Raw genomic sequence first — 26,410 nt, 5'->3', positions numbered from 1 at the left:
GGCTTAAGCTCAGCTATCAGTTGATCCAAAGCCGGCGCCTGTGGCTGCCGGGGCAAGTCTGATGAGGCGCGAATCTTCGACAGCCGCTTGGCGATGTTTGACGGCTTGTTTGTAGATTGGATCGCGGATCATCTCCACGAACGCTTCGACGCTTGGATATTCTGCGATAAAGCACTCATCCCAGGTCTCAGTTTCTGGACCTGTGAGCGTGAGCTCAAATGTACCGCGCCAAATGATGCGTCCGCCAACGCGTGCGAACACCGCATTACTTTCGCGTCCATAGGCGGCGTAGGCCTCAGCGCCGGTCACGTTTCGCGCATCGGGGTAGTTTGCCTGCGCCCTGAACCGTACAAGATTGAGCATGTTGATCGGACCTGGACGCGCGTCGGCGCGAAACAAGCCAAAACGTTCTTTGGTCGGATCGATAAAGCCAGACATCTTTGTCTCCGTTGCCGCGCGCCGCGCTCGGGCGTGCTGGAAGCTTGGGTGATCATAGCAATAATCGCCGAAAAATATGCAGGCTCTGTCGCTATCTTGGATGGGTCTTTCCAAACTCAGCCGATGTCGAAAATCTGGTAGACAACGCCGGTTTTGATCTGGGCGCCGACGCCGACAGCGAGGCAATTGTTCAGCCACGCATAACGTGGATCGCCGCATTCAAAAGCGGCGCTGATCACGAGCGAATATTCATCAGGGCGAAGTTGGGCGCCGCGGGCAAATCTGGCCATCGCCTCGGGCGCTGCCAAAAAGCGCCCCTTATAGGCAAGATAAATCGCAGCTTGATCTTCAGTTGTGAGCGTTAAGCGCACATCGATGGTCATGACGCTGTCGGGGCGATGAATGACCCAATCGGCGCCGCCTTGAACGCGCCCGCGCAAACGTTCGCCGTTAAAAGCGCCGGCGCTGACCGGCGCGATCCGGCGCACGCCTGCGGGAATTGTTCCAACATTGACCATGCCGGCAAAGTCGACATCAAGCGTCAAAGTCATAAGGTGGGTGTGGGCAAGTTCTATCATGAGTGAGTCTAGAGCCTATGGCGAGCGGTAGCTTATCGCGTCGCTTTAAAGCGACGCTCGCCTTTGGGTAGCGCAACGCCGACGCGTTTGCGGGCGAAGCGTCCATTGCGCTCTAAGTGGTCGAGAATAATTTTTGCTGCGTCTTCATAATAGATGGTGAGCTCGGGCAATCGTTGTTTGAACGCCAGTGAAGTCGCCACACGCGGCAAAAACCGACTGAATGCGGGGCGCGGCAAAGGCCATTGATCGGCCGATACTATAAGACCGGGCGTGCCTTGGCCGTCGGGGGCGTCAATCATCGGGCCTGGACAGAGCATCGACCAATCCAAGTGAGTGGCGCGAACAGCATTATAATTGGTCTGGTGCGCCTCATAGAATTTTGGAACGCCCGGAAGGTCGAGACCGATCAAATTTGACCCGGGCACATTCAAGAGCGCAGCGCCGCCGAACAACCAAAACCGGCCGCGAGGGCCTTGGGCTTTATCTGCAGCTTTGATGATGCGGCCAACAAGCGAGGTAAAGCGCTCGCCCTCTGTGACGTAGCCGGCGCAATTGATGATGACATCATGATCGGCGAGTGCAGCGCAGAGCGCTTCATCATTCTCATAATCCAAGATTTGGCTGGTGAGGTTTGGCGCCTCGGCAAGGGCGCCGGGCCGGCGTACGAGCGCGGTGACCTGGTGGCCGCGCGCCAGCGCTAAAGATAAAACCCGCCGACCGCTATTACCGGTCGCGCCAAGAAGGCAAAGGCGCATATTTTGTCCCGTATCGTCGCCGAGATTCATCCTCGCATCGGCGTCGAAGTACGCCAAGGGGGCGTGCGCCCTGCAATTTCAATCAGTGCTATTTTCTCGAAGGTGCAGACCTCTGCCGCCGCCAACAGCTTTGCGGCTTTTGGGGGACACCAGGTCGAGACGCGCACCTTGCGCAGCGGGAGCTGGCGCACGGTCGACGTCTAGCGGGGCGTGTAACGGCGCGAGACACGGGACCCTTCGAACGTGTTGCGGAATTTTCGCCGCTGCTTGCGCTTCTCGCGCCATTTCGGCGTCCATGCACAAATCTTGGTTCTGTCAATAGGTCCAGTGGGACCTATTGTGGTGCGCCTAGGGGCCGGGCTTTGCTCGCGCGCGAGTGCTCGCGCAGATGAAAGCCGCCTTTCGCACATGGCTTGATGCGCGCGCTCGATGGAGCGCAAATGATGCGGCGGCGATTAGCGTCTATCGGTGCGGGCAGCGTCGTATTTCTCGCCGCCTCGATCGGCGCGACCGCTTTCGTGGCCGAGGTTTTCGATCACCAAGCTCCACTTGGCGCGCCCTTGGTCGATATTGCGGGGCTCCGTCTTTATGCGCCCCATAAGCTCATTTCATGGAGCGCGCATTGGTCTGAGGTTTACCCCGGGCCATTCGCCATTGCCCACCTCATCACGCTGATCGGTTTTGTTCTAGCTTGCGTCATCGCTGCTCTCATCGGGCGCGAGCGCTTTAGCATGAAGCCATTTGCCGAGGGTGCGTGGGGCGATTTCGACGACGCCAAAGCTCTAGAGTAAATACGCCAATCGCCAAGTTGACGATTGCCATTGTCGTCAGTAGCCAGCCTGCGACGCGCCAAACGTTTTTGAACAGTCCCCGCGCACCTGTTTTTGCTGATCCTCGAATTAGTCGAGCATGCTCCGCGCGTGTCGAACTAGGTCGTCGCGTCATCGCGTCGTTCCCATCAAGAACTCCTTGGCGGGTCAGCCAGCGGGTATGCAAAGTAGCAAAACCTTTCGGTGTTAACGCATGATGTGGTTTCGTTCGGTTGGCGATCGGAAGCAGGGCGTGCGAGCGTCGCGCGGCTCCAAAGGCGAAGCGTGCGGTCGCGCTCGCGGGATAGATCCTCCGTGGTCAGACCCAACCGCAGTCGCTCATGATTATTGAACCCCTCACGTCTGCTTTGCGGCGTTGAATCGGGCAGGGCCGCTATTGGGATTTGCCTTTGGGCGTCGGGGGCAGTCCTCACTCCTTCCGGCACTCGGCCCCGGATCGCTCACCTATAATGCCCTCACCAAGGATCGCGAGTTTGCTTCGTTCCAGGGGGGATGGCCGAGATTTTGTGGGCGTCTCCAACCGCTCCGGCATGGATTTGGCGATCGGCGCCAACTGGATTAGCAAGGCGTTTCGCTCGACTTGGAGCCGTGACTCGTCAAGGCCCACAGCGTCGCCGCGCTGTAAGTATCGAGATAAGGCTTTCAAGCGCGAAACGAACTGCATCACCGTCAACGTGTGACATGCAAGTCCACTCGCCGTCAGAGCATCCAAGTCGAAGTCTCTTCTGAGAGCACGGCCCGCCAGCAGAAGGCGCGCGCCAGAAATTACGAACGAGACGAGCAAGACTGAAGACAGTGTGCGCAGAACGAATTCCAAAGCGTCTAGCTCTATTGGTGAAGGCCCAGTGTAGGGCTCGGGAAAGCCGAATGACTCGTAAAGGTCAAGCAACCCGCCGCGCTGGACGGCGTCGAGGACAATGAGAGCCCCTTGCTGAGCGTTGATGTGAATGAGTCCTTGACCCGCCAAAAGGCCGATCGCGGCGACGCCCACGAGCGTCAAGGCGACGGTGTAGGCCAGCGCGCCCAGAAAGAACGTCCAGACGGGAAACCTCAGAAGTCTCGGCGCGCTGTCTTTCAGCACTGCGAACGCGTTGCGCCCAGCTAACGAGTAGGCGTCGATGTCAAATTTCACTTTGTGCACGCTGACGCCACCGCGTGGCCCGCGCGATCGCTCGGTCAGCACCACGGAATCTTCGCCATCGCTGCGACGCAGATCCCGCCGACAACGCTCCCATGTTGCCCTTTCGCATTCCTCGGCCAAGAATTGCGACGCGTTGTTGAGGCGCCGACCAACAGAAGCACCCAGCATATCGGTGGTTAGCACAAGCACGATCATTCCAGCGAGGCCGGCCAACCCAAAAATTGGTATCGCGGCGGAAGAGATCTGCCCATCGGCCATGCTGAAGGCCGAGTAGAGGACATCGTTTCCGAGCGCCGCCATGACCGTGGCTGAGAACATATAGAGCATCGCCGCCGAGCCCATCGCGGCTATGCCGAAGCCCAACAGCTTGAGAGTTCTCAAAAGGACGGTCCCGAGTAAATCAACGGGGGTAGATTTGTTAGGGTCCATCTTCTTCACATGGGCAGTAATTTGAATCTTTGAAGCCCCGACAATTCGCGATGGTCGCGGGGTATCAACTGCGCCACGAGCCCGCGCTCGACGAGTTGGTGTCGTCCGTGCGGAGCAACTCGAACGTCCGCAATGCGGCGATCCACGTCAAAGACCGCTCTTGGGATCAAGCGCCGCAGCTAGATCGTCGCGCGCCATTGACGAGCGCGTTGTCCACGATGGCTCCCTTCCACTTCACGGCGGCTCTATCCCGCGCGGCGATTTCGTGCAGGCCAAGGCATCGTTGGAGTGCCACAGCGGCGCAGGATGCGAGACCTTCCCATTGAGAATGTCCTTGGCAAAGCGCTTGGGATGTCCGGCTGGCTCGACGAGGTCATTGGTTTCAGAGAACACCCTGTGCGACGCAGGGATCGTGCTGGCGTCGGATTTGCGCCCTTTAAGCGCGCTTGACCGCGATACGTCTGTCAATCTACCCAAGCTGGATCATGACCGCGAGGGGCTGTGGCGGATCCAATCACTCTAAGCGCGCTGGCGATGGGTGGCGCTGCGGCCGTGGTGCAGGGCGTCATCGGAAACCGCTCGGACCGCGTCTTCTGTGAGTTTTCGCAAGAGGTGGTCCGCCGTATTGCTGGACGGCGAGGGCTTCCCGCCAATCACGACGCGTTGCGTGCGATGCGGAGCGCTCAGCTCCAAGCGCTCGATCTCCTGGTCAGCAAGTACCAAAAGCATCCCGATCCGGATTGGGCGGGGTTCTCTCCGCCTTACGCTAAACATTTTGTCGACCGCGCCCAGGCTTGGATTTCAGAAGAGCTTCATAAGGCCGGAAGGCACAATGTAGATGAAGAACTCGCCAAGCGCCTCGACGCGGCAGCCGAAGAGGCGTTCTTAAACCCCGCCGACGCCTTCGATCCAACACGGCTTGCGCAGATCCGGACCGATGCGGAGGAGGCGGTCCGAGCGGAATTGACAGCAGCCCTTAGTGGTGTCGCTGTGCCGGCACAGTTCGAAGCACTCTTCTGCGGCAAGGTCGAAGGCGTTCCGGCCTGGGCCGATGCGTTCGCTGCCTTCTTGATGGAAGCGCTGAAGACCGACACGCGTTTTTGTGCGGTCTTCACCACGACCAAAATCGTGGAAATCGTGGAACTGACCCGCGGTATTCCTGAAATCGCGCGGCGCGTCGAAGCCCTACCTCAAGAACTTGATACCGTGGTCGCGCCATTGGTGCGCGCACTGGAGCTGCTGCGCCTCGATATGCTCGAACGCCAGGGCAGGTCAGCGCCAAACGCGGCGGGCGCGCGTATGCGGTACGCGGCAGGTCTTGCCGCGAACCATTTGTCTCAATCATGGGCGCGCGATCCGATTGACCTTCAAGCAGTCACCGAAGACGGCAATGAGGTTTCCGCGCGAACCGCGCTCCAGGATTGGCTCGATCGCCCGGCGCCGCGCTCCATCGTCATCCTGGGAGACTTCGGCAGCGGCAAAACTGGCCTCATGTGTTGGTTTGCAGCAGAGATCGCGAGCGAGCGACAAGAGTTGCCGCTACTGATTTCGTTCCGCGATCTGAGGAATGCGCCGCCCCACTCGTTCTCCGCATTGAGCGAACTTGCGGTGAATGCTCCGGACCAGGATTTGGCGGCAGAAGCTGCTGGGCGGCGAGAAGTTGTGCTTTTGCTTGACGCTCTTGATGAAATCATGCGCCCCACCGACACCGATCTGTCGGAGCACGCGTCAGCTCTCGAAGCCTTGGCGCAATCTATTCCAGGTGGGGCGCGCATCGCGTTGACCTGCCGCACCATGTTCTATACCGGCCTTGCCGAAGAGGCATTGCCGTTCCTGGAAAAGCAGCGGAGCCACGGTTGTGTCGACCGCACCGAAGACGCCATCGCCATGGCGCTCAATGGCATTGTCCCTGATCGCCCGGCATTCCTTAAACTCACGGAGGTCAAAGAGAACGACGCCCGGCGATACTTATCCGGCCTGAATGAGGCGATGGCGCGCGAAGTTGAGCGCAGGCCCGATCTTGCGCAGTTCGCGCGTGCGCCATTTACACTTCGACTCCTTGAAACAGCGCTGCCCCTTATGCTGGACGAAGGCGGGGTGGTGGACCTGGACCGCCTTTATGAGACTGCCATCTCGGCAACATTGCTGCGCGATCATCGGATTGCCCGCAAAGACGTGGACTATGCGTTGAACACGCTTTCCTTATGCGCGCTTAGCCGCGTCGCGCCGCCAGATGATATTGCTGAAGCGGCGCTTGCATGTGGGATGCTGGTCGAAGCCGACAATGGCGCGTTCTCGTTCCGGCATAACTCATACTTCGAATTCTTTTTGTCACGCGCCATAGCGATCGAGATGGCGGACTACCGCTCGATCGCGCTGGCGCGCTTCAATTTGATCGGCGCTTACAATGTGTGCCGTTTCCTGGTGCCGCGCCTCAAGCGCGGTTACGACGTCGGTGCAGTCCACGCCGGTGCGCCGTCATACGTGAGCGGCGCCTCCTTTGCTGATTTCTGCAAAAAGACCGGTTGGCGCATGCAAACCGGGTTCGGCCATCATCCGCCTTCGGCGCTGGGCTACACGAGCGTGCAGGGCATTGCGCTCGATCGCGACGGCTTTGCGCTTGATGCTGGGGGCGCAGAACCTGCCGCCAACATTTCATGGTTTGACGCCTTTCAATATTGCAAATGGTCAAACCGGGTGATGCTGGCGTCCAACGCGAACGCGTGTGAGGCCGGCGCCCCTGTGCTCGATTATTCGTGGGCCCATGAATGGCACGACGAGAGTCGCGCGTATCTCGGACTCTTGCCCATTAGAGTTGGCGAAAGTGGCGGCGCGAATCCGGATTTCCGCTCTGCGAAAGTTGGCTTGGTAGTGGTGTAACTCACCGACGGGCTTTTCTTTGTACCGGGACGTCCGCTTTTCGGCTCAGCCGTGCTGGCGTCCGATGAGGGGATTCAGCAGCCCGCGCCGTTTGAAAGGGCCAGCGCCTTCACGGATATGCTGGCGCCGGACGTCGCGCTCTGGCTTCAGGACGATGTGATCTTTCTGCCTAGCGATCGCCCATCACGCCGTGACGGCGCTTCCGCACGCGCCTAGCATCTGCCCTCGAATCGCGCGGGAAGGAAGAGCATGCACGTTCGTTTGGCGTTGGCGGCGGCGCTTGTGCTTCTCGTGAGCGCGTGCGCGCAGATTAGCGGCGCGTTGGGGCCCGATGAGGGAAACGCCGCTCCACAAGCGCAGGAAAATCCCACTGACCCAGCGCTCGCGGGGCTCGATATAGTTGAAGGCGGCTACGCTCGCTTCGAGCATGCATCGATGGGGTGCAACTACAGAGGTTGCCTTAATTTTCCGGGGCGCTGGTTGGCGGATGGTGAAACGCCGGTCTATGCCGAGCCTCGCATCAGCGCCCCAGTTATGGACCGCCTTGCCGTCGGCGAATGGGTGAACGCCGTTCGCTATGAGCAGCACATTCAACCTCGGCGCGGCGTCGTCACGCGCGCCGGCGGCGGAGTTGAAGTAGGCGACGTGCTTTATCTTCTCTGGGCCGAATACGATGACGAGGGCGGCGGGACCATGAGATATTGGCGACGCGGCGGCCCCATCGACGTTTCCACCGGCGGCGAAGACTCTCCCGAAATAAGATACGAAGACGCTGGCGCCGAAAGTATCGACTGGGTTTACGTCGAGCGCGAAGACGGGCGCCGCAATGGCTGGCTTCGTGATCCGATGATGCCGGGGGTGGAGGATCGTATCGACGAATGTCCGGTGCATGATGTCTCCGCCCCGTGCAGAGATCTGCGAAGCCGCGCCGCGCCCATATCGGTATCGTATCCGACACCGCAGCCATTTCGAGACTGCGGCGATTGCCCGTTTATGGTTTGGATTCCTGGCCTGTCGATCGCTATCAGCCAACATGAAGTGACGATCGGGCAGTGGAATGCTTGCATCACTGACGGAGGTTGCCCGAGCGGCGGGAGCCTGCTTGAGGGAGACGCGAGGCATCCCGTTGTCGGCATAAGCGGTGGCGCTGATGTGTACCTGGAATGGCTTAGTCAGCGAACCGGGCATCGTTATCGTTGGCTGACTTTCGAGGAATGGAGCGTGGCTGCGTTCCCGGGTGGACGGCAGCAGAACTATTACTGGGGCAATGATGCGCCGGGTTGCGCCCGCGGCGCGCGCAACGGCGTGGCCTACGGCGCGTGCGGATTGAATGGGCCGCTCCCCGTTGGCTCGTTTCAGCCGAACGCTTTTGGTCTCTACGACGTCCTCGGCAATGTTTCAGAACTTGTCCTGGAGGACTCGCAGAGTATGCGCTTCTTGGGAGGCTCTTGGCACTCAAGCGAATCCGAACTCGGCGGCGCGGTAGATCAATTTTCTGAGGCCCACGACGGAGGCGGCCTTCGTGTCGCGCGTGAGCGGTAGTGGGCGGCCAAGGCCTCGAGCCTATGTACCATTGGGTGAACCGAAGGTCCGTTATCCGGTGGTCATGAGCCTGGGCGGAGGTGTTTTGCCTTGAGCTATCAGCTTCGCGATGAACAAGTCACTGCGGGTCACAGGCTATTTCAGCCGATGCTAGACCTTCAGGTGCTCACAAGCGCGCTCAACACGTCGTTCCTTGTGTTGGCCGGGGGCGCGCAAGTCATGGCCACGTGGAAACCCGGCGACTTCATGCAAACGATAAGCACGCAATTCCCCGATAGGGCGCTCAGACTAAGCTCCTTCGCGCCGATGTTTGCGATTGCTCAAGGCGTGAGCATCGCTGCCCTCCAAGTCACCGTCGCCGCGCCACTTAGCAAACCCGATGATGTAGCTCTTCCCAAGGCAGTCCATAGTCCTTTTGATGCAGCGATGATGCGCCTCGCGTCACTCACGTATGAACGTTTTTACGAACGTTGGCGGCCCGACATGGAGGCCGCTTTTGGGCCCGACATAAATCAATGGCCCGCTACGTTTGCTTTTGCTCGTCGCGTGCGCGATTTTCTGATTCACACCAATGGCACCGTTGCTTTCAAGAGTGCCAACGCTCGTCCTGTGACGTGGTACAATCTCACCTATTCGCCGGCTGACAATGGGCGTGACATTCTGAAAGATCTAAGCGTGGCTGACCTCATGGTGCTGGTGTTCGAATTGGATGACCAAATGACGACGCTGGCGTTTCCGTCCGCGTAGCTGCGTGCTGAGCTGGCTGCTAGCTCGGCAGAGAGGGCGTCTCGCCGGACTTTGTACGCCGACCGTCCGTTTTGCGCCGCGTTCAAGCCAGCGGCTGCTTTTGGGATCATCCGGGATTGACGGGATGGAGGCGCGGGGTCTGCGGAACGACGGCGATCGAGATCATCCCAGATAAGGGGCGGCCGCGGCCATTTGAGGTTGCGCAGGCGCTTTTGGGGATGTCCCCGGCGGCGCAACTTGTAATAACGTCGTAGGCAGCTGAGGTTTTAGGTTGGCGTCGGAATTCAAATGCTCTGAGTGCCGATGGGGCGTTGCCCCTGACGAGCGGGAATGTGTCGTCTGCAAGCACGATGTCGGATTTCCGAATGTTCGCTACGCAACTCGTGCCGTTGAGCGCGAGGCGCTGAATGCTCGCTGCGAGAGAGTCAGTCAAACCGCGGTGCGCAACGGCGCTACAGCTATCTTTGAGCAACTCGCCGAGCGCGTCGAACTCTCCAAAGCGGTGATGAACCGGCGCCTTGGGCCGCTCTATAACTGGGTCGCCAGCGAGTCCCAGCTCTTCTATTCGTATCATCAGCTGGTGAAGCAGGGGCACCGCCGGCCCAATGAGGATACGTACGATAAGCAGCGCATAGCGGCCGAGAGCGCGATCAGTCCCTACTTCTTCGATCAACTAAACATCGCCACGCTGAGTTTGGATGGCAGAGGGCTGACCTATTACGGGCCCTACACCATCACATTAAAAGAGAAGACGATTGCGCATCGCACGACGGTGTTCACCGAAAACCCATTTCATTTCCTTGCGCGTCACAACGTAGTGGCAGGCTCAGAACCGCCGGTTGGGTTCCGGTCGGGCTGGGAAGATCGAGCGCGCGTTGTTATGGCAAAGTTGGGCGCGCAGTTGGGTGGGTCGGAGACCGAGGACGACTTTGCCAAGCGCCTCATGAACGGGGATCTGGGCTCAGATAAGAGCGACTTCATCGAGCTTCACATCTTTGGTTCAATGCACGCGTCCTCGATCGCCTCGGTGCGTGGTCCTGACCCGGCAGATCCCGAAGACATACCGATCTGGCGAACTGTGCGACGAAAGCTCGAAGCGCTCGGCGCACAGGTGGAGATCGAGTAGTGCGCGCGCTTGTCTCGGGATCGGCGCGTATCGCAGCGTCGCTGGAAGAGCCTTTCACGCTATGGGAGGTGGGACAGGCCCCTCTACGATGCAGCGCGAGCGACATTCGCTATCTGTTTGAAGGTTGTGGCGATGTCTTCGAAGTAGATATATCCGGCGGTGCCGAATTGGAATCACTGCTCACGTTAGCCGCGCGTTCGGATCGCGCCGTGAAACAAGTGGCCATTATGCTCGACGCCGATACGCCTGCTTTCGACAGGATGGTATGCGCTGGGTTGCTGGAAGGAGCCATGGAAAACGCGGCCACCGCGGACATGATCGTCAATGCGTTTCGCGAGGCGTCGCCGCATGCGCTGCAGGCCGCGCTCCGTGCGAGCGACGGCGCTCCACGGATGACGCAATTGATTGCCGGAATGATCGCGGCGCGACAGGTGACGTCGATACCACCGGAGATGCTGCGCGTGATCGAAGGATACACGCACGCCCTGGGCGCGGTAGGCATTGTAGGCGGTGTGATTGGCCCAGGCGCGGATTTGGTCGTGACGGCACCGACCATGACGAACATGTTCAAGGACCTGGCTCAGCGAGCGCAACGCACGCTTAGCGATGATGACGCTCGAAAGATCGCATTGAGCGTTCTGACGGCGTCTTCCGGGGCTAGCGTGGCCGCCGGCTGGCTCCTGGCGTTGCCCGTCGGCGGAATGATCCTTGGCGCGGCCATGAATGCTAGCTTGAGCACGGCACTCATGAACCATGCGGGCCGTTCGTTTGCGCTCTATCTGTTGAACTCTACGGGCGAGATTGACGTGCGTGCCGTTATAGAGCGTGTGGCTCTATACAATGCATCGGCATAGGTCTTCGACGGCGTGCGCCGACAAGGCGGTAAGGCTTTGGGAATTCCGCGTTAGGAACCTCGGAGCATCGGCACGAATACTAAGTGCCGGCACTGATGTCCGCTACCTGCGATGCCCAGACGAATGATGTCGGCTTTGCGACGCTGAAGCGGGAACTGCCGCTGTTGGGATTTTGCTGCGCTTCATGCAGCGCATGCGCTCGCGGCCGAACCTCGGCGCCTTACGCCATGAACGGCGACAGCATTCGCGTCAGCACATGCATTGTCCATGGGTGGGTTTTACTGGCAGGCGCTTTGTCTATCACGTTGAGCAAGATTGATGCGGCCGCATCGGCGCTGATCATGAATGGGCGAAAGTCCGCTTTCGCCATCTTGGTTGCGACAAAGCCCAACCGCACGACGCTCACGCGAACGCCAAGCGCGCCGAGAGGGCGGCGAAGTCCGCGCAGGTAAGCGGTGACACCAGCTTTTGAAGCGCCATAAGCTGGCGCAGCGGCGGACGCCATGTCTCCAATGCTCGACACCCCGACAATCTGCCCCTTCCTGCGACCTCTCATCCCAGGCAGCACGGCGCGAACGGTGTCAGCAAGGCCGCCGAGATTTACGCGGATCGTGTCGGCATCTGCGGTGACGTCAGATGTCCCAAAGGGTTCACCCATTCCGGCGCAATAGACCGCGATGTCGACGGATTGGTCTTCGGCTATCAGTTCGCACAATTTATCGTAGAAGCCAGGGGTGCGTATATCGAGTTTGTGTTGTTGGTGCTGCATGCCCAATGGCGCGAAGTCAGATCTTGATACGCCAAGAACGCTATCGCCTCGTGCGACTAGGCGCTTTGTCAACGCTAAGCCCATTCCGTCGCTATTTCCGACAATGAGAACCCTCTTGTTCATTTTGCACCGTCGCCTTGGGTTGATATCTGGCTCGTAGCCGCGACGGACATGCCTCGGCAACACGCAGAGCGCTTTTGCTGGCGGTAGCCACGAGATTAGACCGGCCGCACAATTCCTTGCTGCGACGCTGGCGGGCCCCTCGTGAGAAGCTACTTCGCGACCTAGCTGCGCCCAGATGCATCCAAGGCGGTGATGGTGCGCATCTCTTAGCTGTTGTGATTGGGGGATGGCGATGAGAACGAACGTCTTGCGCTTGAGCTTGCTGGCTTGTTGCTCACTGGTCGCCGCTGGAGGGCCTGCCGCAGCTCACTCTGGCGCGAGCTTGTTTCCAACGTCGCGTTTTGTTGCGCCGCACCCCGAACTCGCGACCTCCCAGTTGCGCCTTCGCCGACCCATGAGCGCCACGCTTCAGGGAGGTCAGGTTCAGCGTTACTCCCTGCGTTTGCAGGCTGGAGATTTCGCTGCGGTGCGCATTCCGCAGCTGCAAGGCAATCTCGCGGCGGTTGTATTTGACCCAGAGGGTGCGGTTGTCGGCATCTTCGATCAAAATGGCGAGGGCCAGGCCGAAGTCGTTACGATCGATGCCGCGAGAGCGGGTGAATACGCCATCCAGATCGCCATGTTCGAGTGGGATGCTTCGGACGTCTCGTACACGATCGAATTGACGCGACACGAGCGTACCCAATACCGCCCCGCCGATCGAGCCGCCCAATTGTTTGAAAGTTGGTACGAGCCCGGCGGGCCAGGCGCCGTGCTTGTGGTGATGCAGGATGGCGAGATCTCTTACCAGGGCGCAATTGGGGTGGAGAATTCCGACGGTCACCGGCCGCTTTCGCTGCAATCGCCTATCGATCTGGCTTCAGTCTCGAAGCAATTCACCGCTTACGGTGTCGCTCTGTTGGTAGAACGAGGCCAACTCAGGCTCGATGATGATGTGCGGCGTTATCTGCCAGAGCTGCCGGACTATGGGACGCCAATCACCGTTCAGCATCTTCTCGAGCATACGAGCGGCCTACGTGACTGGGATGGCCTCTTCGCACTGACTGGACGAAATATCGAGGATGGAATTTCGATAGACGACGTGGTGGCGATGGCTGCTCGTCAGCAATCGTTGAACTTCACGCCTGGCGCAGAGCAGCGTTACTCCAACACGGGTTATGTGCTCCTCGCGAAGATCATTGAACGCGTAACGGGCCAACCCTACGATCTCTGGGCGACAGAGAATATCTTTGCACCTCTTGGTATGCGCGAGTGTTCTTTGGAGAGAGACGCAGCAATTCCAGCTCGCGTTACCTCATTCCGAAGACAATTTCCTGAGCCGATCTCCACATCGACTGAGAGAACGATCACCTTAGGCTCCAGCGGTCTCGCGTGCAGCGCACATGATCTGCAACGCTGGATCGAGAACTATCGGACTGATCCGTTGGGGGGCGGGCAAGTGCAGCGGCTTGTCACGCAGGCTTCGGCCTCGCCGACGGGAACTGAGACAGATTATGTCTTCGGCAATTGGCATGGCCGGCGCGGCGATCATGCAATGGTCGGTCATCAGGGATTGGCGGCGGGCTTTAGAACATCGGTCCATGATTTTCCCGACGATCATGTTCGCGTCATCTATCTAGCTAATGACGGGAATGACGCGACCTATGAGCGCGTGCGTGTCATCGAAAACCTCTTTTTGGGGATTGCGCCCGGACCGATTGAAGCGCCAACAGACGATTATGTGCCCTCGACGCAGGCCGTTCTTAGTAACGGTGAGATTGCGGAGCTTGTAGGACGATATCATTCCGATGAGATCGAGGCTGACTACGAAATCTTTCAGGTTGGACAAAGCATCGTCGCACGGCATCGCGCCGCGGGTGATATCCGGCTAACGCGGCAGCAAGCCGACGCATTTTCCTCAGACAAGTGGTTCGTTCCCTCTCTCACGTTTGTTCGCGACGCTGCCGGAAGGCCAGTTGGTCTTCGCATCGAGTCAGAGGATGTTGGTTCGTTGTTCTTCCGGCGCGTGCGGTCGGGGGGATCTACGTGACGAAATCCAAGATCCGGCGGATCTGATCCAACCTGCTCACGTCAAACCTCGCCAAGGCTGCCGTTCGTCGCCTCGATACGCGCCTATATCGCTAAACGATAAAATAGCTTGACCTTGGGCGCCGAAATTATTGAAGATCGATAAAGTAGAGGCGGGTCGATGCCTCTCGAACGGGGAACCGCCATGCTGCACATTGAGAACCTCACACACCGCTATCCGAACGGCGTGGTTGCTCTGGACGATGTGAGGCTATCGATTGGAACCGGGATGTTTGGTCTCTTGGGACCGAACGGCGCCGGCAAATCGACCTTGATGCGCGTGGTGGCGACGCTCCAGACGCCGAGTTCCGGCGCCGTCCGCTTCGGCGACATCGACGTCATCAAACAACCCGATCTGTTGCGTCGGACGCTGGGCTACCTGCCACAGGATTTCGGCGTCTATCCGCGCGTCAGTGCTGAAGCGATGCTTGATCACCTCGCTGTCTTAAAGGGCATCGCCAACGGCAAAGAGCGCCGCGAAACCGTCAACGCGCTCTTGAACCAAGTCAATCTTTGGAACGTGCGCAAGAAGGCGCTCTCGGGCTATTCAGGCGGCATGCGCCAGCGCTTCGGCATTGCCCAAGCGCTGATCGGTCAACCGAAGCTTGTGATCGTCGATGAACCCACAGCCGGCCTTGATCCTGAAGAGCGCAACCGCTTTCTCAATCTGCTCGCCGCGATCGGCGATGAAGTCGTCGTCATTCTCTCAACCCACATTGTTGAAGACGTCGCTCAGCTCTGCTCGAAGATGGCGATCCTCGCTGGCGGCAAAGTCGTCAGCGAAGGCGCGCCCGAGCAATTGCGCCAGTCAGTGCAGGGCCAGGTGTGGCGCACGACAATAGCGCGCGAGGCGTTAGATACAGTGCGCGCCCAGCACACCGTCATTTCCGAACGCCTCGTTGGCGGGCGCACCGTCATCCACGTGCTTTCGCCAACGCAGCCTGGGCCGGACTTCGCGCCCGTCGAAGGCGGGCTTGAGGACGTCTATTTCTCCAAGATCGCCGCTTCGCGCGCTGCAGCTTAACGCGGAGCCAGATTATGTTCGGAAAAATCGCCGGCTTCGAGCTTCGCTACCAGCTGAAGAGCCCCGTGCTCTGGATCGTCTTTCTGTTCTTCTTCCTGATGACGTTCTTTGCGGTCTCAAGCGACAATGTCTCGATCGGGGGCGGAGGCGGCAATATTCACGAGAACAGCCCGTTCTCGATCATCATGTCGACGGCGGTGATGGCGATATTCGCCCAGTTCGTCGTCGTCGCCTTCGTGGCCAACGTCATCTTGCGTGACGTGGAGACGGGCTTTGGCCCGATCATTCAATCGACGCGCATGACCAAGTTCGACTATTTGTTCGGGCGTTTCACCGGCGCGTTTATGGCCAGCATGATCGTGCTGACCGCCGTACCCATCGGCATGATGGTTGGCTCGTTCATGCCGTGGGTCGATCCCGAGACGATGGGGCCGTTTGTCCCCATGCACTATCTTTACGGGTACTTCGTCGCTGGCGTGCCGACATTGTTCCTGTGCGCGTGCATGTTTTTCGCGCTCGCGACCCTCACGCGCTCGATGATGGGCAGCTATATCGGTCTTGTTGTTTTCCTCGTGCTCTATTTTGTAATGCAGGGCATCTTCAACCGGCCTGAGCACGAAGATCTGGTTACGCTGCTCGAGCCCTACGGCTTGGGCGCTATTGTCCAAGAGACGCGCTATTGGACCGCGGCAGAGCGCAATACTTTATTGCCGCCGCTCTCAAGCCAATGGCTGATCAATCGCGGCATCTGGATGGGCGTCGCGCTTGTCTCGCTTGGCGCAGCCTACCTGCTGTTCTCATTTTCCTCGAAGGGCTCGAAGGCCAGCCGCAAGCGCGCCAAGCTTGACGCGCAAACACCGTCCGATCCGCTGCTTGCGAGCGCAGGTCATGCCGCGCGTCGCAGTTTCTCTGTTGGCGCCGCCTTGTCGCAAGTCCTGGCGCGCGCGCGCTTTGAGTTCGGCTATGTGTTGAGGGGACCCGCCTTCATCGTGCTCTTGATGGTGGGCCTGCTCAATGCCTACGGCGCTCTTTGGTATGCTGACACGATCCGCGGCGACATCATCGTCTATCCGGTGACGATGCTGATGACGCAGGCTCTGATGGGCAGCTTCACGATCTTTCCGATCATCATCGCTACCTATTATGCTGGTGAGCTGGTGTGGCGTGACCGCGAAAAGCGGATGCATGAAATCGTTGACACGACGCCCGCGCCCGATTGGACATTCGCTGCGCCCAAGGTGTTGGCGCTTTTTGCGGTGCTCGCCGCGTGCATTGGCGTCAGCGTGGTCGCGGGCGTTCTTGTGCAGATGCTGAAGGGTTTTGGCGCCTTCAATATCGGCCAGTACATGCTCTGGTACGTACTGCCGTCGCTCTTTTCATGCTTCACGTTCGCGGCGCTCGCCATATTTGCGCAAGTGTTGACGCCCCACAAATTCATCGGCTGGGGCGTGATGCTGGTCTATCTCATCGGCACTATCACGCTTTCGCAATTGGGTTTCGATCACAATCTCTATCTCTACGGCGCCACGCCGAGTGCGCCGCTCTCGGAGATGAACGAGCACAGTCATTATTGGATCGGCGTTGCTTGGTTCCAGCTCTATTGGTCGATCTTTGCGCTGGTGTTGATTGTGCTCACCTATGCGCTTTGGCGCCGCGGCGCCGACACGCGGCTCTTGCCGCAGCTGGTGCGGCTGCCGCAGCGTTTGGCGGGGGGCGCTGGCGTGTTGGTTGCGCTGCTGGCCGTGAGCTTCGCCAGCGTCGGTGGCTGGATTTACTACAACACCAATGTGCTCAACGAATATCGCTCCAATCTCGCGAGCGAGGCGCGTCTGGCCGACATGGAACGCGCGCTTCTGCAATACGAAGACGCGCCTCAGCCTAAGGTGACGGACGTCGTCTTGAGCGTTCAAGTTTTCCCGCGCCAGCACCGTGCGGTGACGACGGGATCCTACACGGTAGAAAATCGTACAGGCGCGCCGCTCACCGAAGTGCATCTGATGTGGCCGCAAGATCTGGAACTCGACAGCGTCGCCATCGACGGCGCAACACTTGCCGACGACTTCGCCGAGCATGCGCAGAGCTTTCCATTCCAGATTTGGCGCCTCGATACGCCGATGCAGCCTCAAGAGCGCCGCGAGATTCGCTTCACGACGCGCTATGAAGCGCGCGGCTTCACCAATGGGGGCGGGGCGATCCCAGTTAACAATAACGGCACCTTCATGAACGATCGCATGTTAGCGCCGGTGTTGGGATTTGACCGCAGCGGCCTGTTGCAAGATCGGGCTCGCCGGCGCCGCTACGGTCTTGAGCCAGATCTGCGCATGGCCCGCCTTGAAGACGATGCGGCGCGCGAGTTCCATTATTTGCGCCACGACGCCGATTGGGTGAACGCCGATATAACCGTGACGACGGATGAGGGGCAAATTCCCATCGCGCCCGGCTATGAAGTGTCTCAGCGAACCGAGAACGGGCGCGTCACCGCGCGCTTCCGCACCGAAGCGCCGATCATGCACTTCTTTTCGATCCAGTCTGCAGACTACGAAGTGGCGCGTGATCGCTACAACAATATCGACCTGGCCGTCTATTACGACCGCCATCACCCTTACAATGTTGAGCGGATGATGCGGGCGATGAAGGTCTCGTTCGAAGTGTTCGAGCGCGAGTTCTCGCCGTTCCAGTTTCGCCAGATGCGCATCCTCGAGTTTCCAGCTTACGCCCAGTTCGCTCAATCGTTCGCGAACACGGTGCCGTATTCAGAGGCTATTGGCTTTATCGCGCGCTACGATGACGCGACAGCTGAGCGCGAAACCGAAAAGGTAGATTACGTCACTTACGTAACCGCCCACGAGGTCGCGCACCAATGGTGGGCGCATCAGATCATCGGCGCTGATATGCAGGGCTCGACCATGCTGTCGGAGACGTTTGCCTCGTATTCGGCATTGCTGGTGATGGAAGAGATCCTCGGCCCCGACCAGGTCCGGCGCTTTCTTCGCCAAGAGCTCGACAACTACCTCCGCTCGCGCGGCGGCGAAGTGATCGAGGAATTGCCGCTGATGCGGGTGGAGAACCAAGGTTATATCCACTACCGCAAGGGCGGCCTCGCTATGTACTTCCTGCGCAACGAAGTCGGCGAAGACGCCGTCAACCGCGCCATGCAGCGTTTGCTGGAAGAATACGCCTTTCATGGCGCGCCGTATCCGCGCTCGTCGGATTTCGTCCGCATCCTTCGTGAAGAGGTTGGGCCCAATCCGGCGCACCAAGCGCTGATCACCGATCTTTTCGAGCGCATCACGCTTTACGATGCGCGTGTGGTGTCGGCCGAGACCCGTGCGCGGGCCGATGGGCGCTGGGATGTCACCATGGTGGTCGAAGCGCGCAAGCTCTACGCCGATGGCGAAGGCGCAGAAACCGAAGCGCCGCTCAACGAGGCGTTCGAGTTCGGCATCTTCACCGCCGAACCGGGTGAGGGCGCATTCTCGCGCGACGATGTCATCACCTTCGAACGCCGGCCCATCCGGAGCGGGCGTCAGACGATAAGCTTTACCGTGGACCGAGAGCCGACGTTTGCGGGGATAGATCCCTACAATAAACGCATCGACCGCAACTCCGATGACAATGTCCTGGCTGTCACCGTCTCTGACGGCGCGCCTCCCGCCTAGCGAGAAGAGGCGCCGCCAAGGTGTGTCTTGCGCATGGTTGTTGAGCCAAGATGCGAACGGGGCATGGAGCGGTTCACGCCCTCTCGGCGGCTGGTTTGAACGCCAAGGCCAATGTTTGGCGTGGAACGCGCGGCGCTTCTAACGCCACGCGCCGAGGACAAGGCCAATGAGCGTAAATTGAATGGCGTGATAGCCGCCATTGATCAAAAACAGCGCCAATGACTTGCGCTCGAACAGATAATTGATCCCGAATGAAGCGCCCACCCAGCACACGCCCGCCGTCGCGCCATAAAGCGCGCCGGTTGTTGCATCGACTTCAGGTCCTAAGAACACAGCAAAGGATGCGGACGCGATAAGCGCCAACACAAACGATCCGCCAAACACCAGCGCCAAATTCCGGGCTTTGAGCGCGGCTTCATCGAGCGCCGCCGCGTTCATCCAAGCTTTGCCGAAAACTGGGCCATACCAAATTCCGCCAAGCAAGAACGAGCTGATCGCCGCTGCAATCACCGCCAACCAATTCACATCCATGTTCTGCCCCTTTCGTCTAAGCTTTGAGCTTTGCCGCTTTCTGCAAAAGATCGAAATGCGTGCGCAATTGCGCAACGCCGCGATCGAAATAGGAGACATCGCGATGGGTGCGCGCCTGCATAACCCCGCCTTCCATCGTGGTGAGAATAAATTGCGCCAGCGCGCGCCGATCCGTTCCGGCGGGCAGGCGCTTTTTGGCGTCGCTCAAACAAGCCTCGATCGCGCCAGTCCATTTGTCGAAATTCTGCGCCAGTAGGGCGCGCACGGGCGGGTCGGGTTCATGCAATTCCAGCGCAAGCGAGCCGATCGGGCAGCCATAAGCGCACTCGCTCTCTACGATCATTCCACGATAAGCGGCGAGCAGGGCGAAAATCTTCTCGATCGGATCGTCAACTTTCGACCATGCCGGCTGAAGCAGCATCGCCTCAATGCCATCGCGGTAGGTTTCAAGCACGCCGATAAGCACGTCCTGCTTAGAGGGAAAAACGTGATAGAGGCTGCCGGAATTGAGCTGTGTTCGGCTCAAAAGATCGGCGATCGAGGTCGAATTGTAGCCCTTAAGCCAGAAGAGCTCCATCGCCGCTTCGATGATCTTTTCCCGCGCACTCATGGGCGAGACCTTGCAGCTAGCGCCGCCCAATCGGTTGGCCCGGTTACAATCCGCTGTTCCAGCATCTGCAGCGTCAGCGCATTGCCGGCTTGGAAGAATTGATAGAGACGCTCGTGGCCAGGATTGCTTGCGAACCCCATCATGGAGACGGCCACGCGCGTGTGCGATGCATCAACGGCCTCAAGCTCAATCACCGTCCATAAATCGCGCACCAGCTCGGGTTCGGGAAAACCCTCTGGGGCGCGATCAACGGCGATGCTCAACATGCGCCCCGGAATAAAACTCAACACCCGATTGCGGATATTGCCGGGGTCGCCTGCGCGCGCATCGGCGCGATAAGAGGTTTCCCAGAGGCCGCCGACGCGCAGATCCATGGTGGCGAGCGGCGCAAGCCAGGTTTGCATGCCGGCGCTGGATGCAAAGAGCTGCCAGACCTCGTCGGTCGATGCTGCAACCACGACCTCGTGGCATAGCGTACGCGTGCCATTTGCTTCGCTACGCGCGCATCCAATGATGCGCTCGGCGCTTTGGCCGTAGGCCGGACTAGCCAACCCAAGCATCAGAGAAAGCAACGCCAAACGGAGCATATTTTTCATCTTGATTGAACGATCAATCAAGGCTTTGCGAGTGTCAAGCTCGAAAGTGGTCAGATTTCGATGCGCGATGCGATTTGAATGGCTTTTTCCAAATTAGCCGCCTCGATGATTGCAAATCCCGCACTGGAGCGCCGGCCATGCCGATCAAAGCGCCGCGTCTTATAGGCGCCTTGTCGTTGGCATGCGCAGCGGCGCGCACATCTTCTGGGTTTGCTCATATCCAGCTTCGTCTCCCTGGCCGATGGTCACGAATTTGGGCATCGCAGCTTCATCGCTTCGTCGGTGCGAAAGCACAGAAGGTCGGGATTGTTCTTCGCGGGTGTTGCCCAATCATGCCCTCGGTGTCGGTGATGCGATGCTAGCTATGCTTCGGCAAGCAGCAGGTTCGGGGGGCCAGCTCAGCCACGCAAGGATTGTGCAGAGAAGCACAGAGTCGCCATCGCTGAACGCGATAGCGATGGGAAGACAAAATCAAAGAGTGACGGCCCCAAGCGTGTAGGGCTGGCGCTCTGGTGTTTGCGCGCATGCTGAATCAACCACCAGATCGCGACGAAGGTTTAAAAGCCGTCTTGGCGGCGCGCCGCGCGCATGTCACATCCTGTCATGACCAACACAAACGCGGATCGACCGAGCTATGGCGCAGAGCACGCGGCCAGCGTCAATCTTGCGGTTGGCAAGCGCGCGCGGGCGCGCAGTATCCGGCCCTTGCAGGATTTGGCGCCCTATCTTTGGCGCCATCGCCTCGATCTCATTGGCGCAGGCGTTTTTTTGCTTTTAGCTGCGGCCGCAAGTTTAGCTGTGCCGCTAGCGTTTCGCGGTGTCATTGATCATGGTTTCGTCGCTGGTGATCAGGGCGCCGTCGATCGTGCATTCCTGGGGCTTGGTGTCGTCGCGTTATTGATGGCCGTCTTTTCAGCCGGGCGCTTTTATTTCGTCAGTAAGATTGGCGAACGGATCGTCGCGAACCTCCGCGCTGACGTCTACGATCACCTTTTGTCGCTCTCGCCTGGTTATTTCACCCGCGTCAGCACTGGTGAAGTGCTGTCCCGCTTAACCGTCGACGCCGCCATGGTCGAAAATCTGGTTGGATCGACAGCTTCGATTGCAACCCGAGCCACGATCACCTTGATCGGCGCTTCGGTGATGCTCGCCATCACCAATCTGCAATTGGCCGGGCTGCTGATATTGATCATCCCGGCCATGCTTGGGCCGATTTTGCTGTTCGGCCGGCGCGTGCGCACACTGGCTGGTGCGGCCCAGGACCGTATCGCGGACGCATCCTCGACGGCTTCGGAAAGCATTGACGCCATCGACACCGTGCAGGCGTTCGGCCGCGAGGATGACATGCGTGTGCGCTTTCGCACGGCCGTCGAAAAAGCATTCGAGGCTGCCCGACGCCGCATCGGCGCGCGCGCCCAGCTTACCGCTGGCGCAATCAGCGTGATGTTCTTGGGCGTCGCATTGGTGTTGTGGTTAGGCGCGCGCTCGGTTTTGGCAGGGGAGATGACCCCTGGCGCGCTAGCACAATTTGTTTTGTTTGCGATTTTGGCGGCGAGCAACGGGGCGATGTTGTCGGAGGTTTGGGGTGATGTGCTGAAGGCCTCAGGCGCAACTGAACGCCTTACTCAGATATTGGCAGAGACGCCCGACATTGCAGCGCCGGCCTCACCAATTGCTCTGCCCGATCCAGGTCGCGGATCCATTGAATTCGATCGTGTCTGCTTTACGTATCCTGGCGCCGGTGAACGTTCTGCATTGCGTGATTTTTCGTTGAGGGTGCAGCCGGGCGAAACCGTCGCGCTCGTCGGTCCGTCCGGCGCCGGCAAGAGCACGGTGTTTCGGCTTTTGCTGCGCTTTTACGATGCAGAGGCTGGCCGCTTGTTGCTTGACGGCGTTGAAGCACGCACTGCTGATCCGCGCGATTGGCGCACTCGTTTTTCCTATGTCTCGCAGGATGCGCATCTGTTTTCTGGCACAGCAGGCGACAACATTGCGCTTGGTCGCCCAAACGCAAACGCCGCTGCACTCGAAGATGCCGCGCGCCGCGCAGAAGCTTGGGCTTTTCTAGAACCGAGAGGCGGATTGAGCGCACCTGTCGGTGACCGCGGCAAAGCTTTGTCCGGAGGCGAGCGCCAACGCCTTGCATTGGCGCGGGCGCTCGCACGCGATGCGCCGGTTTTGTTGCTCGATGAGGCCACCAGTGCGCTCGATGCTCAAAATGAGCGCTACGTTCAAGCAGCGCTTGCCGAAGCGCGAAAGGGCCGAACCACGCTGGTGATCGCCCATCGCCTCGCGACCGTGTTGGAGGCAGACCGCATTGTCGTGATGGATGCGGGACGCGTCGTTGAGGAGGGCGACCATGGCGCCCTGATCGCTCGCGGTGGGCTTTATGCAAGGCTCGCCGCAATGCAGTTCATGGACTCTTCCCCCGATCTCGCCCGCTAACACGGGATATAATATTGGTTTGTCGCGCCGAGGTCGCTCTCAACAAAGCAAGCGATGGCCGGCCCGCCGATCGAGGCTCGCGGGCCCGCATCCAACCCACCTGGCGGGGGCATCCTTAGCTTGGGTTCGTAAGCTCAAGGGTCTTCGCCAGCCAGGCCTAGCTGGCGGCGGAGACCAAGAGAGAGGGGGGCAAGTTCACATTGGCCGATGCTGGCAAAACCTGGCTCATTGAAGCGCCCGGCAAGATTGAGCGCATAGAAGCTTGCCTTACGGACCGAGGCTACGCGCCTCATCGCCACGATACTTATACCGTCGGGCTTACCTTGAGTGGGATTCAAAGTTTCAACTATCGCGGCGCGGCTAGAGCCTCCGCTCCCGGACAGATGGTGATCTTGCATCCCGACGAGCAACACGATGGTCGCGCCGGCGGCGAGGGCGCTTTGCGCTACCGCGCCGCCTATATCGCGCCGGCGGAGATCCAAGAGGTGCTGAAAGGGGAGGCGCTACCGTTTGTTGACGGCGGGGTTTCGACTGACGTGCGCCTCTATCGTGCGATTAAAGCCTTGCTCCACGACTACCAACGCCCGCTGACAAAGCTGGAATATCAGGACGCGCTCTATGACTTGGCGCTTGGGTTGCGCGATGCGGCTGGAGCCGCTCTCGCCATTAAGCGCGCCAATCGTGAAGCCGCCGCGCATGCGCGCGATTACATAGAGGACCATCTGGCGAGCGGATTTTCGCTCGAAGACTTGGAGCGTGCGACGGGTCATTGCCGCTGGCAATTGTCGCGCGATTTTCGAGCCATGTTCGCCACGAGCCCTTACCGGTATCTGACGCTGCGACGCTTAGATTTGGCGCGGCGGATGATGCGCGAGGGCGGCGCCATCGCTGACATCGCTCAGGCGTGCGGGTTTTCCGATCAGAGCCATTTCGGGCGCGCGTTCAAGCAAACTTACGGATTGACGCCCAAGGCCTGGGCGCGCGCTCTGCAAACGCCCGCACGATCATTCTAGAACGCGCCAAATCGCAGGTTCATCAAGGCGCGATGAAACCAACATCGCTGTTCTCGCCAGAGCCCGCAAAGGGTTGGCTGCCTTGGGGGGCGTTGGCGCCCTTTCTCTTGGTCCTGTTTGTAGCCGCGCCAGTCATCTTGACCGACGATCCGTTCGAGCGTTGGGGCCTCCTCACCGATAGGGGCGATCCGATTGGGCGCCTCGGTCTTTATGTCTTTTTGCTTATTCCTTTTACGATGACCGCTGCGCTGGTTTTTGCGTGGGTGCTCTTTGTCGAACGTCGTTCGCTCGTGACCATCGGCCTTGCGCCACATGCTGGAGCTGCCTTCTTCCTTCGCGGCCTCTGCATTGGCGTTGCAACCATCGGCGCTGTCGTCGCCGGCATTTGGGCAATAGGAGGCTATGAGGTAGATGGCTTTGGGCGCGCCTTTGCATCGCCGCGCGATCTCATCGCTATCGCTATTCTCCTTGCTTGCTTCATGCTTCAAGCGAGCGTCGAAGAGATCATCTTTCGCGGCTGGTTGATGTCGGTGCTGGCGCGGCGTTTCAACGTGATCGTCGCAATATTGGTCACCTGCCTTGTCTTCACAGCGCTACATTATGGACCGGGTCAGAAATTGAGCGTCATGGCGGCGTCATTTCTGTTTTCAGCCTTCGCGTGTGTTTGGGCGATCAAGGCAGGCAACATCTGGGGCGTCATGGGCTGGCATGCGGGATGGAATTGGTTTTTGGCGACGGCTTTTGAACTTCCCGTCACCGGCATCGACGCGGGCGTGTCGGCGCTCGTTGTAAAACTCATTCCGCAAGCATCAGACTTCATCACCGGCGGCGCGGAAGGACCAGAAGCCAGTGTCATCTGTCTCGTGTTCTTCGCTGGAGCGATCGCAATGCTGATTTGGCGTCTGCGAACAAGAGCGAGCCCAGCACAATCGAGCTCGAACCCTGTCTGAACGCCATCAGCGGCCCCGGGGAGGGCGCCAATGCAGAGTGCGTCCACAAAGGCGAGTGGGATCTTGTCCCAGCTGGTGAGAGCGCGGTGATATAAGATCGCTTACCTATGGGTCGGCGCGCCCTGAACCCGGTCGCCATCGGCCATGGCGTCTCCAGGAAAGAGGATGACGCGGTCGCCTTCGCGTAATCCAGATAAGACGGCGCGATAGTCTTCGCCGCCATCTCCCAATCTGATCGGCGTCAGCCGCGCCCGGCCGCCGCGCACCACAAACACAGCCCAATTATCGCCGTCGCGCACCAATGCATCGGTCGGCGCGCGGAGCGCATCTTGGTGTTCGTTCAACACCACGCGTGCATCGACGCGAAAGCCATGGCCGAGCGGGGGCGCCGTTTCTGGGTCGACAAGGTGGAGGATGACGTTGACGCGCTGCTCTTCAACGCCCAGCGCCGAAATACGCGTGCGCGCATAGGGTTCGATGCGGAAGACGCGTGCCGGAATTGGCGTATCGCCGCCCCAGTTTTCGATCTGGGCTGACGCGCCGGCCTGCATGCGGATCGCGTCTTGGGTGAGGAACTCAGCCGCGATCTCGATTTGGCTGGTGTCGCCGATCTCAATTAAAGGCGCACCGGCAAGAGCAATGGTTTGGCTTTGTTGCAGCACGCGCAGCACGCGCCCGGCTGTGGGGCTCGTCACCGGCGTTGCACGGCGCGCGCGCGCTGACGGAGATCCTGCCGCTGCGCGCGCCTGTGCGACCTCGGCCCGGCGCGCATTGACCGCCGCACGCGCTGCGCGAAGGTTGGCGTTGGCGGCGTCAAAAGCTGCTTGTGAGGCAAACTCGCGGGCAAAAAGTATCGCAACGCGCCTTTGATCACTTTGCGCCAACTGCAGATCCGCTTCACTGGCCGCGAGCGCTGCCTGCGCTGCGGCGACCGCGGCATTGGCTTGCGCTGCGACGCGGGCGTCGAGCAGTGCAGGATCGGCCGGCAGAATCGAAGCCACAACTTGCCCGGGCTCGACCGCATCGCCAGGCTCAAGCTCGATGCGCTGCAATTCGCCGCTGACCGGGGCTGCGATCACAAAGACATCGTGGATCCGCGTGCGCGCTTCATCGACCACCTCGCTGCGCACGATGCCCCGGTCAATGATGGCGATCTCCACATTCATTGGCCGCGGCCATGCCAGCCAGACAAGCATCAGCGCCACAACCAGACCCGCGCCCAGCCACAGGCGCTGTGCGACAGTCAGTTTCAGAGGCGCCTTCGCCAATGCAAAGAGATCTGTGCGAGAGGGCAGGCGCATGA

General features: G+C 59.6%; 22 protein-coding genes. 13 read left to right on the top strand and 9 right to left on the bottom strand.

Features of this window, described 5'->3' with window-relative positions; all coding sequences use genetic code 11:
* Positions 1-9 precede the first annotated feature (9 nt).
* The 3 genes from ATE48_RS06910 to ATE48_RS06900 all read right to left on the bottom strand — a co-directional run bounded on the left by ATE48_RS06910 (position 10) and on the right by ATE48_RS06900 (position 1,771).
* Positions 10-438 (bottom strand): DUF1330 domain-containing protein, encoded by a 429-nt coding sequence (locus ATE48_RS06910; protein ID WP_066769366.1) that lies wholly within the window; start codon positions 436-438, stop codon positions 10-12.
* 116 nt (positions 439-554) lie between these two features.
* Positions 555-1,016 carry a DUF3237 domain-containing protein gene (locus ATE48_RS06905; RefSeq protein ID WP_066769364.1) on the bottom strand — a complete coding sequence of 154 codons (462 nt, stop codon included), beginning with the start codon at positions 1,014-1,016 and terminating at the stop codon, positions 555-557.
* A gap of 32 nt (positions 1,017-1,048) precedes the next feature.
* Positions 1,049-1,771, bottom strand: coding sequence for an NAD(P)-dependent oxidoreductase (locus tag ATE48_RS06900; protein WP_066774669.1), 723 nt, complete (start codon positions 1,769-1,771; stop codon positions 1,049-1,051).
* A 3-nt stretch (positions 1,772-1,774) separates the two neighbouring features.
* Here ATE48_RS06900 and ATE48_RS19990 point away from each other — a divergent pair, with 3 nt between their 5' ends.
* Entirely contained in the window at positions 1,775-1,975 is a 201-nt protein-coding gene (locus ATE48_RS19990; RefSeq protein ID WP_228126827.1) for a hypothetical protein, read from the top strand.
* Between the two features lie 236 nt (positions 1,976-2,211).
* Entirely contained in the window at positions 2,212-2,562 is a 351-nt protein-coding gene (locus ATE48_RS06895) for a hypothetical protein (RefSeq protein WP_156767641.1), read from the top strand.
* A 448-nt stretch (positions 2,563-3,010) separates the two neighbouring features.
* On the opposite strand, the gene ATE48_RS06890 is transcribed toward ATE48_RS06895, so the two are convergent.
* Positions 3,011-4,123 (bottom strand): hypothetical protein, encoded by a 1,113-nt coding sequence (locus tag ATE48_RS06890; RefSeq protein ID WP_156767640.1) that lies wholly within the window; start codon positions 4,121-4,123, stop codon positions 3,011-3,013.
* A 549-nt stretch (positions 4,124-4,672) separates the two neighbouring features.
* On the opposite strand from ATE48_RS06890, the gene ATE48_RS06885 reads away from it, so the two are divergent.
* The 5 genes from ATE48_RS06885 to ATE48_RS06865 all read left to right on the top strand — a co-directional run bounded on the left by ATE48_RS06885 (position 4,673) and on the right by ATE48_RS06865 (position 11,320).
* Complete coding sequence (locus tag ATE48_RS06885) at positions 4,673-7,051, top strand: NACHT domain-containing protein (RefSeq protein WP_156767639.1); 2,379 nt, start codon at positions 4,673-4,675, stop codon at positions 7,049-7,051.
* A 249-nt stretch (positions 7,052-7,300) separates the two neighbouring features.
* The gene (locus ATE48_RS06880; protein WP_066769355.1) at positions 7,301-8,593 is read left to right on the top strand and encodes a formylglycine-generating enzyme family protein; all 1,293 of its coding nucleotides are present in this window, start codon (positions 7,301-7,303) and stop codon (positions 8,591-8,593) included.
* A 90-nt stretch (positions 8,594-8,683) separates the two neighbouring features.
* Complete coding sequence (locus ATE48_RS06875; RefSeq protein WP_066769352.1) at positions 8,684-9,340, top strand: hypothetical protein; 657 nt, start codon at positions 8,684-8,686, stop codon at positions 9,338-9,340.
* Positions 9,341-9,779: 439 nt separating this feature from the next.
* Complete coding sequence (locus ATE48_RS06870) at positions 9,780-10,466, top strand: hypothetical protein (protein ID WP_066769349.1); 687 nt, start codon at positions 9,780-9,782, stop codon at positions 10,464-10,466.
* 209 nt (positions 10,467-10,675) lie between these two features.
* Complete coding sequence (locus tag ATE48_RS06865) at positions 10,676-11,320, top strand: hypothetical protein (RefSeq protein ID WP_228126826.1); 645 nt, start codon at positions 10,676-10,678, stop codon at positions 11,318-11,320.
* 220 nt (positions 11,321-11,540) lie between these two features.
* Here ATE48_RS06865 and ATE48_RS06860 read toward each other — a convergent pair whose 3' ends face one another.
* Entirely contained in the window at positions 11,541-12,212 is a 672-nt protein-coding gene (locus ATE48_RS06860; RefSeq protein ID WP_066769345.1) for an SDR family NAD(P)-dependent oxidoreductase, read from the bottom strand.
* Between the two features lie 394 nt (positions 12,213-12,606).
* On the opposite strand from ATE48_RS06860, the gene ATE48_RS06855 reads away from it, so the two are divergent.
* The 3 genes from ATE48_RS06855 (at position 12,607) to ATE48_RS06845 (ending at position 18,962) form a co-directional block, all read left to right on the top strand.
* Complete coding sequence (locus ATE48_RS06855; protein WP_228126825.1) at positions 12,607-14,241, top strand: beta-lactamase family protein; 1,635 nt, start codon at positions 12,607-12,609, stop codon at positions 14,239-14,241.
* 183 nt (positions 14,242-14,424) lie between these two features.
* Positions 14,425-15,303 (top strand): ABC transporter ATP-binding protein, encoded by an 879-nt coding sequence (locus ATE48_RS06850; protein ID WP_066769341.1) that lies wholly within the window; start codon positions 14,425-14,427, stop codon positions 15,301-15,303.
* Between the two features lie 14 nt (positions 15,304-15,317).
* A complete protein-coding gene (locus tag ATE48_RS06845) occupies positions 15,318-18,962 on the top strand; it encodes an ABC transporter permease/M1 family aminopeptidase (protein WP_066769338.1) in 3,645 nt (1,214 codons plus the stop codon).
* A 138-nt stretch (positions 18,963-19,100) separates the two neighbouring features.
* Here ATE48_RS06845 and ATE48_RS06840 read toward each other — a convergent pair whose 3' ends face one another.
* The 3 genes from ATE48_RS06840 to ATE48_RS06830 are packed head-to-tail and all read right to left on the bottom strand — an operon-like array spanning position 19,101 to position 20,690.
* Positions 19,101-19,493 carry a DUF1761 domain-containing protein gene (locus ATE48_RS06840; RefSeq protein WP_066769335.1) on the bottom strand — a complete coding sequence of 131 codons (393 nt, stop codon included), beginning with the start codon at positions 19,491-19,493 and terminating at the stop codon, positions 19,101-19,103.
* A gap of 16 nt (positions 19,494-19,509) precedes the next feature.
* On the bottom strand, positions 19,510-20,103 hold the full coding sequence (locus tag ATE48_RS06835; protein WP_066769332.1) for a TetR/AcrR family transcriptional regulator: 594 nt from the start codon (positions 20,101-20,103) through the stop codon (positions 19,510-19,512).
* Positions 20,100-20,690 carry an SRPBCC family protein gene (locus ATE48_RS06830; protein WP_228126823.1) on the bottom strand — a complete coding sequence of 197 codons (591 nt, stop codon included), beginning with the start codon at positions 20,688-20,690 and terminating at the stop codon, positions 20,100-20,102. Before ATE48_RS06830 ends, ATE48_RS06835 begins: the two co-directional genes overlap by 4 nt.
* 612 nt (positions 20,691-21,302) lie before the next feature.
* On the opposite strand from ATE48_RS06830, the gene ATE48_RS06825 reads away from it, so the two are divergent.
* The 3 genes from ATE48_RS06825 to ATE48_RS06815 all read left to right on the top strand — a co-directional run bounded on the left by ATE48_RS06825 (position 21,303) and on the right by ATE48_RS06815 (position 25,107).
* Positions 21,303-23,144, top strand: coding sequence for an ABC transporter transmembrane domain-containing protein (locus ATE48_RS06825; RefSeq protein WP_066769326.1), 1,842 nt, complete (start codon positions 21,303-21,305; stop codon positions 23,142-23,144).
* Between the two features lie 200 nt (positions 23,145-23,344).
* Entirely contained in the window at positions 23,345-24,157 is an 813-nt protein-coding gene (locus ATE48_RS06820) for a helix-turn-helix transcriptional regulator (RefSeq protein ID WP_066769324.1), read from the top strand.
* Positions 24,158-24,189: 32 nt separating this feature from the next.
* Positions 24,190-25,107, top strand: a complete 918-nt coding sequence (locus ATE48_RS06815) for a CPBP family intramembrane glutamic endopeptidase (protein ID WP_066769322.1) — start codon at positions 24,190-24,192, stop codon at positions 25,105-25,107.
* Positions 25,108-25,208: 101 nt separating this feature from the next.
* Here ATE48_RS06815 and ATE48_RS06810 read toward each other — a convergent pair whose 3' ends face one another.
* The gene (locus tag ATE48_RS06810; RefSeq protein ID WP_083197198.1) at positions 25,209-26,408 is read right to left on the bottom strand and encodes an efflux RND transporter periplasmic adaptor subunit; all 1,200 of its coding nucleotides are present in this window, start codon (positions 26,406-26,408) and stop codon (positions 25,209-25,211) included.
* Positions 26,409-26,410 lie beyond the last annotated feature (2 nt).

It is taken from the genome of Candidatus Viadribacter manganicus (assembly GCF_001679665.1).
Taxonomy (GTDB): Bacteria; Pseudomonadota; Alphaproteobacteria; order Caulobacterales; family Aquidulcibacteraceae; genus Vitreimonas; species Vitreimonas manganica.
This window is presented reverse-complemented; position numbering and strand designations above follow the sequence as displayed.

Excerpts from the sequence above, each read along its gene's own strand:
- ATE48_RS06910 (WP_066769366.1), bottom strand. The coding sequence starts at position 438 with ATGTCTGGCTTTATCGATCCGACCAAAGAACGTTTTGGCTTGTTTCGC.
- ATE48_RS06905 (WP_066769364.1), bottom strand. The coding sequence starts at position 1,016 with ATGATAGAACTTGCCCACACCCACCTTATGACTTTGACGCTTGATGTC.
- ATE48_RS06900 (WP_066774669.1), bottom strand. The coding sequence starts at position 1,771 with ATGCGCCTTTGCCTTCTTGGCGCGACCGGTAATAGCGGTCGGCGGGTT.
- ATE48_RS06895 (WP_156767641.1), top strand. The coding sequence starts at position 2,212 with ATGATGCGGCGGCGATTAGCGTCTATCGGTGCGGGCAGCGTCGTATTT.
- ATE48_RS06880 (WP_066769355.1), top strand. The coding sequence starts at position 7,301 with ATGCACGTTCGTTTGGCGTTGGCGGCGGCGCTTGTGCTTCTCGTGAGC.
- ATE48_RS06860 (WP_066769345.1), bottom strand. The coding sequence starts at position 12,212 with ATGAACAAGAGGGTTCTCATTGTCGGAAATAGCGACGGAATGGGCTTA.
- ATE48_RS06855 (WP_228126825.1), top strand. The coding sequence starts at position 12,607 with ATGAGCGCCACGCTTCAGGGAGGTCAGGTTCAGCGTTACTCCCTGCGT.
- ATE48_RS06850 (WP_066769341.1), top strand. The coding sequence starts at position 14,425 with ATGCTGCACATTGAGAACCTCACACACCGCTATCCGAACGGCGTGGTT.
- ATE48_RS06845 (WP_066769338.1), top strand. The coding sequence starts at position 15,318 with ATGTTCGGAAAAATCGCCGGCTTCGAGCTTCGCTACCAGCTGAAGAGC.
- ATE48_RS06840 (WP_066769335.1), bottom strand. The coding sequence starts at position 19,493 with ATGGATGTGAATTGGTTGGCGGTGATTGCAGCGGCGATCAGCTCGTTC.
- ATE48_RS06835 (WP_066769332.1), bottom strand. The coding sequence starts at position 20,103 with ATGAGTGCGCGGGAAAAGATCATCGAAGCGGCGATGGAGCTCTTCTGG.
- ATE48_RS06830 (WP_228126823.1), bottom strand. The coding sequence starts at position 20,690 with ATGCTCCGTTTGGCGTTGCTTTCTCTGATGCTTGGGTTGGCTAGTCCG.
- ATE48_RS06825 (WP_066769326.1), top strand. The coding sequence starts at position 21,303 with ATGACCAACACAAACGCGGATCGACCGAGCTATGGCGCAGAGCACGCG.
- ATE48_RS06815 (WP_066769322.1), top strand. The coding sequence starts at position 24,190 with ATGAAACCAACATCGCTGTTCTCGCCAGAGCCCGCAAAGGGTTGGCTG.
- ATE48_RS06810 (WP_083197198.1), bottom strand. The coding sequence starts at position 26,408 with ATGCGCCTGCCCTCTCGCACAGATCTCTTTGCATTGGCGAAGGCGCCT.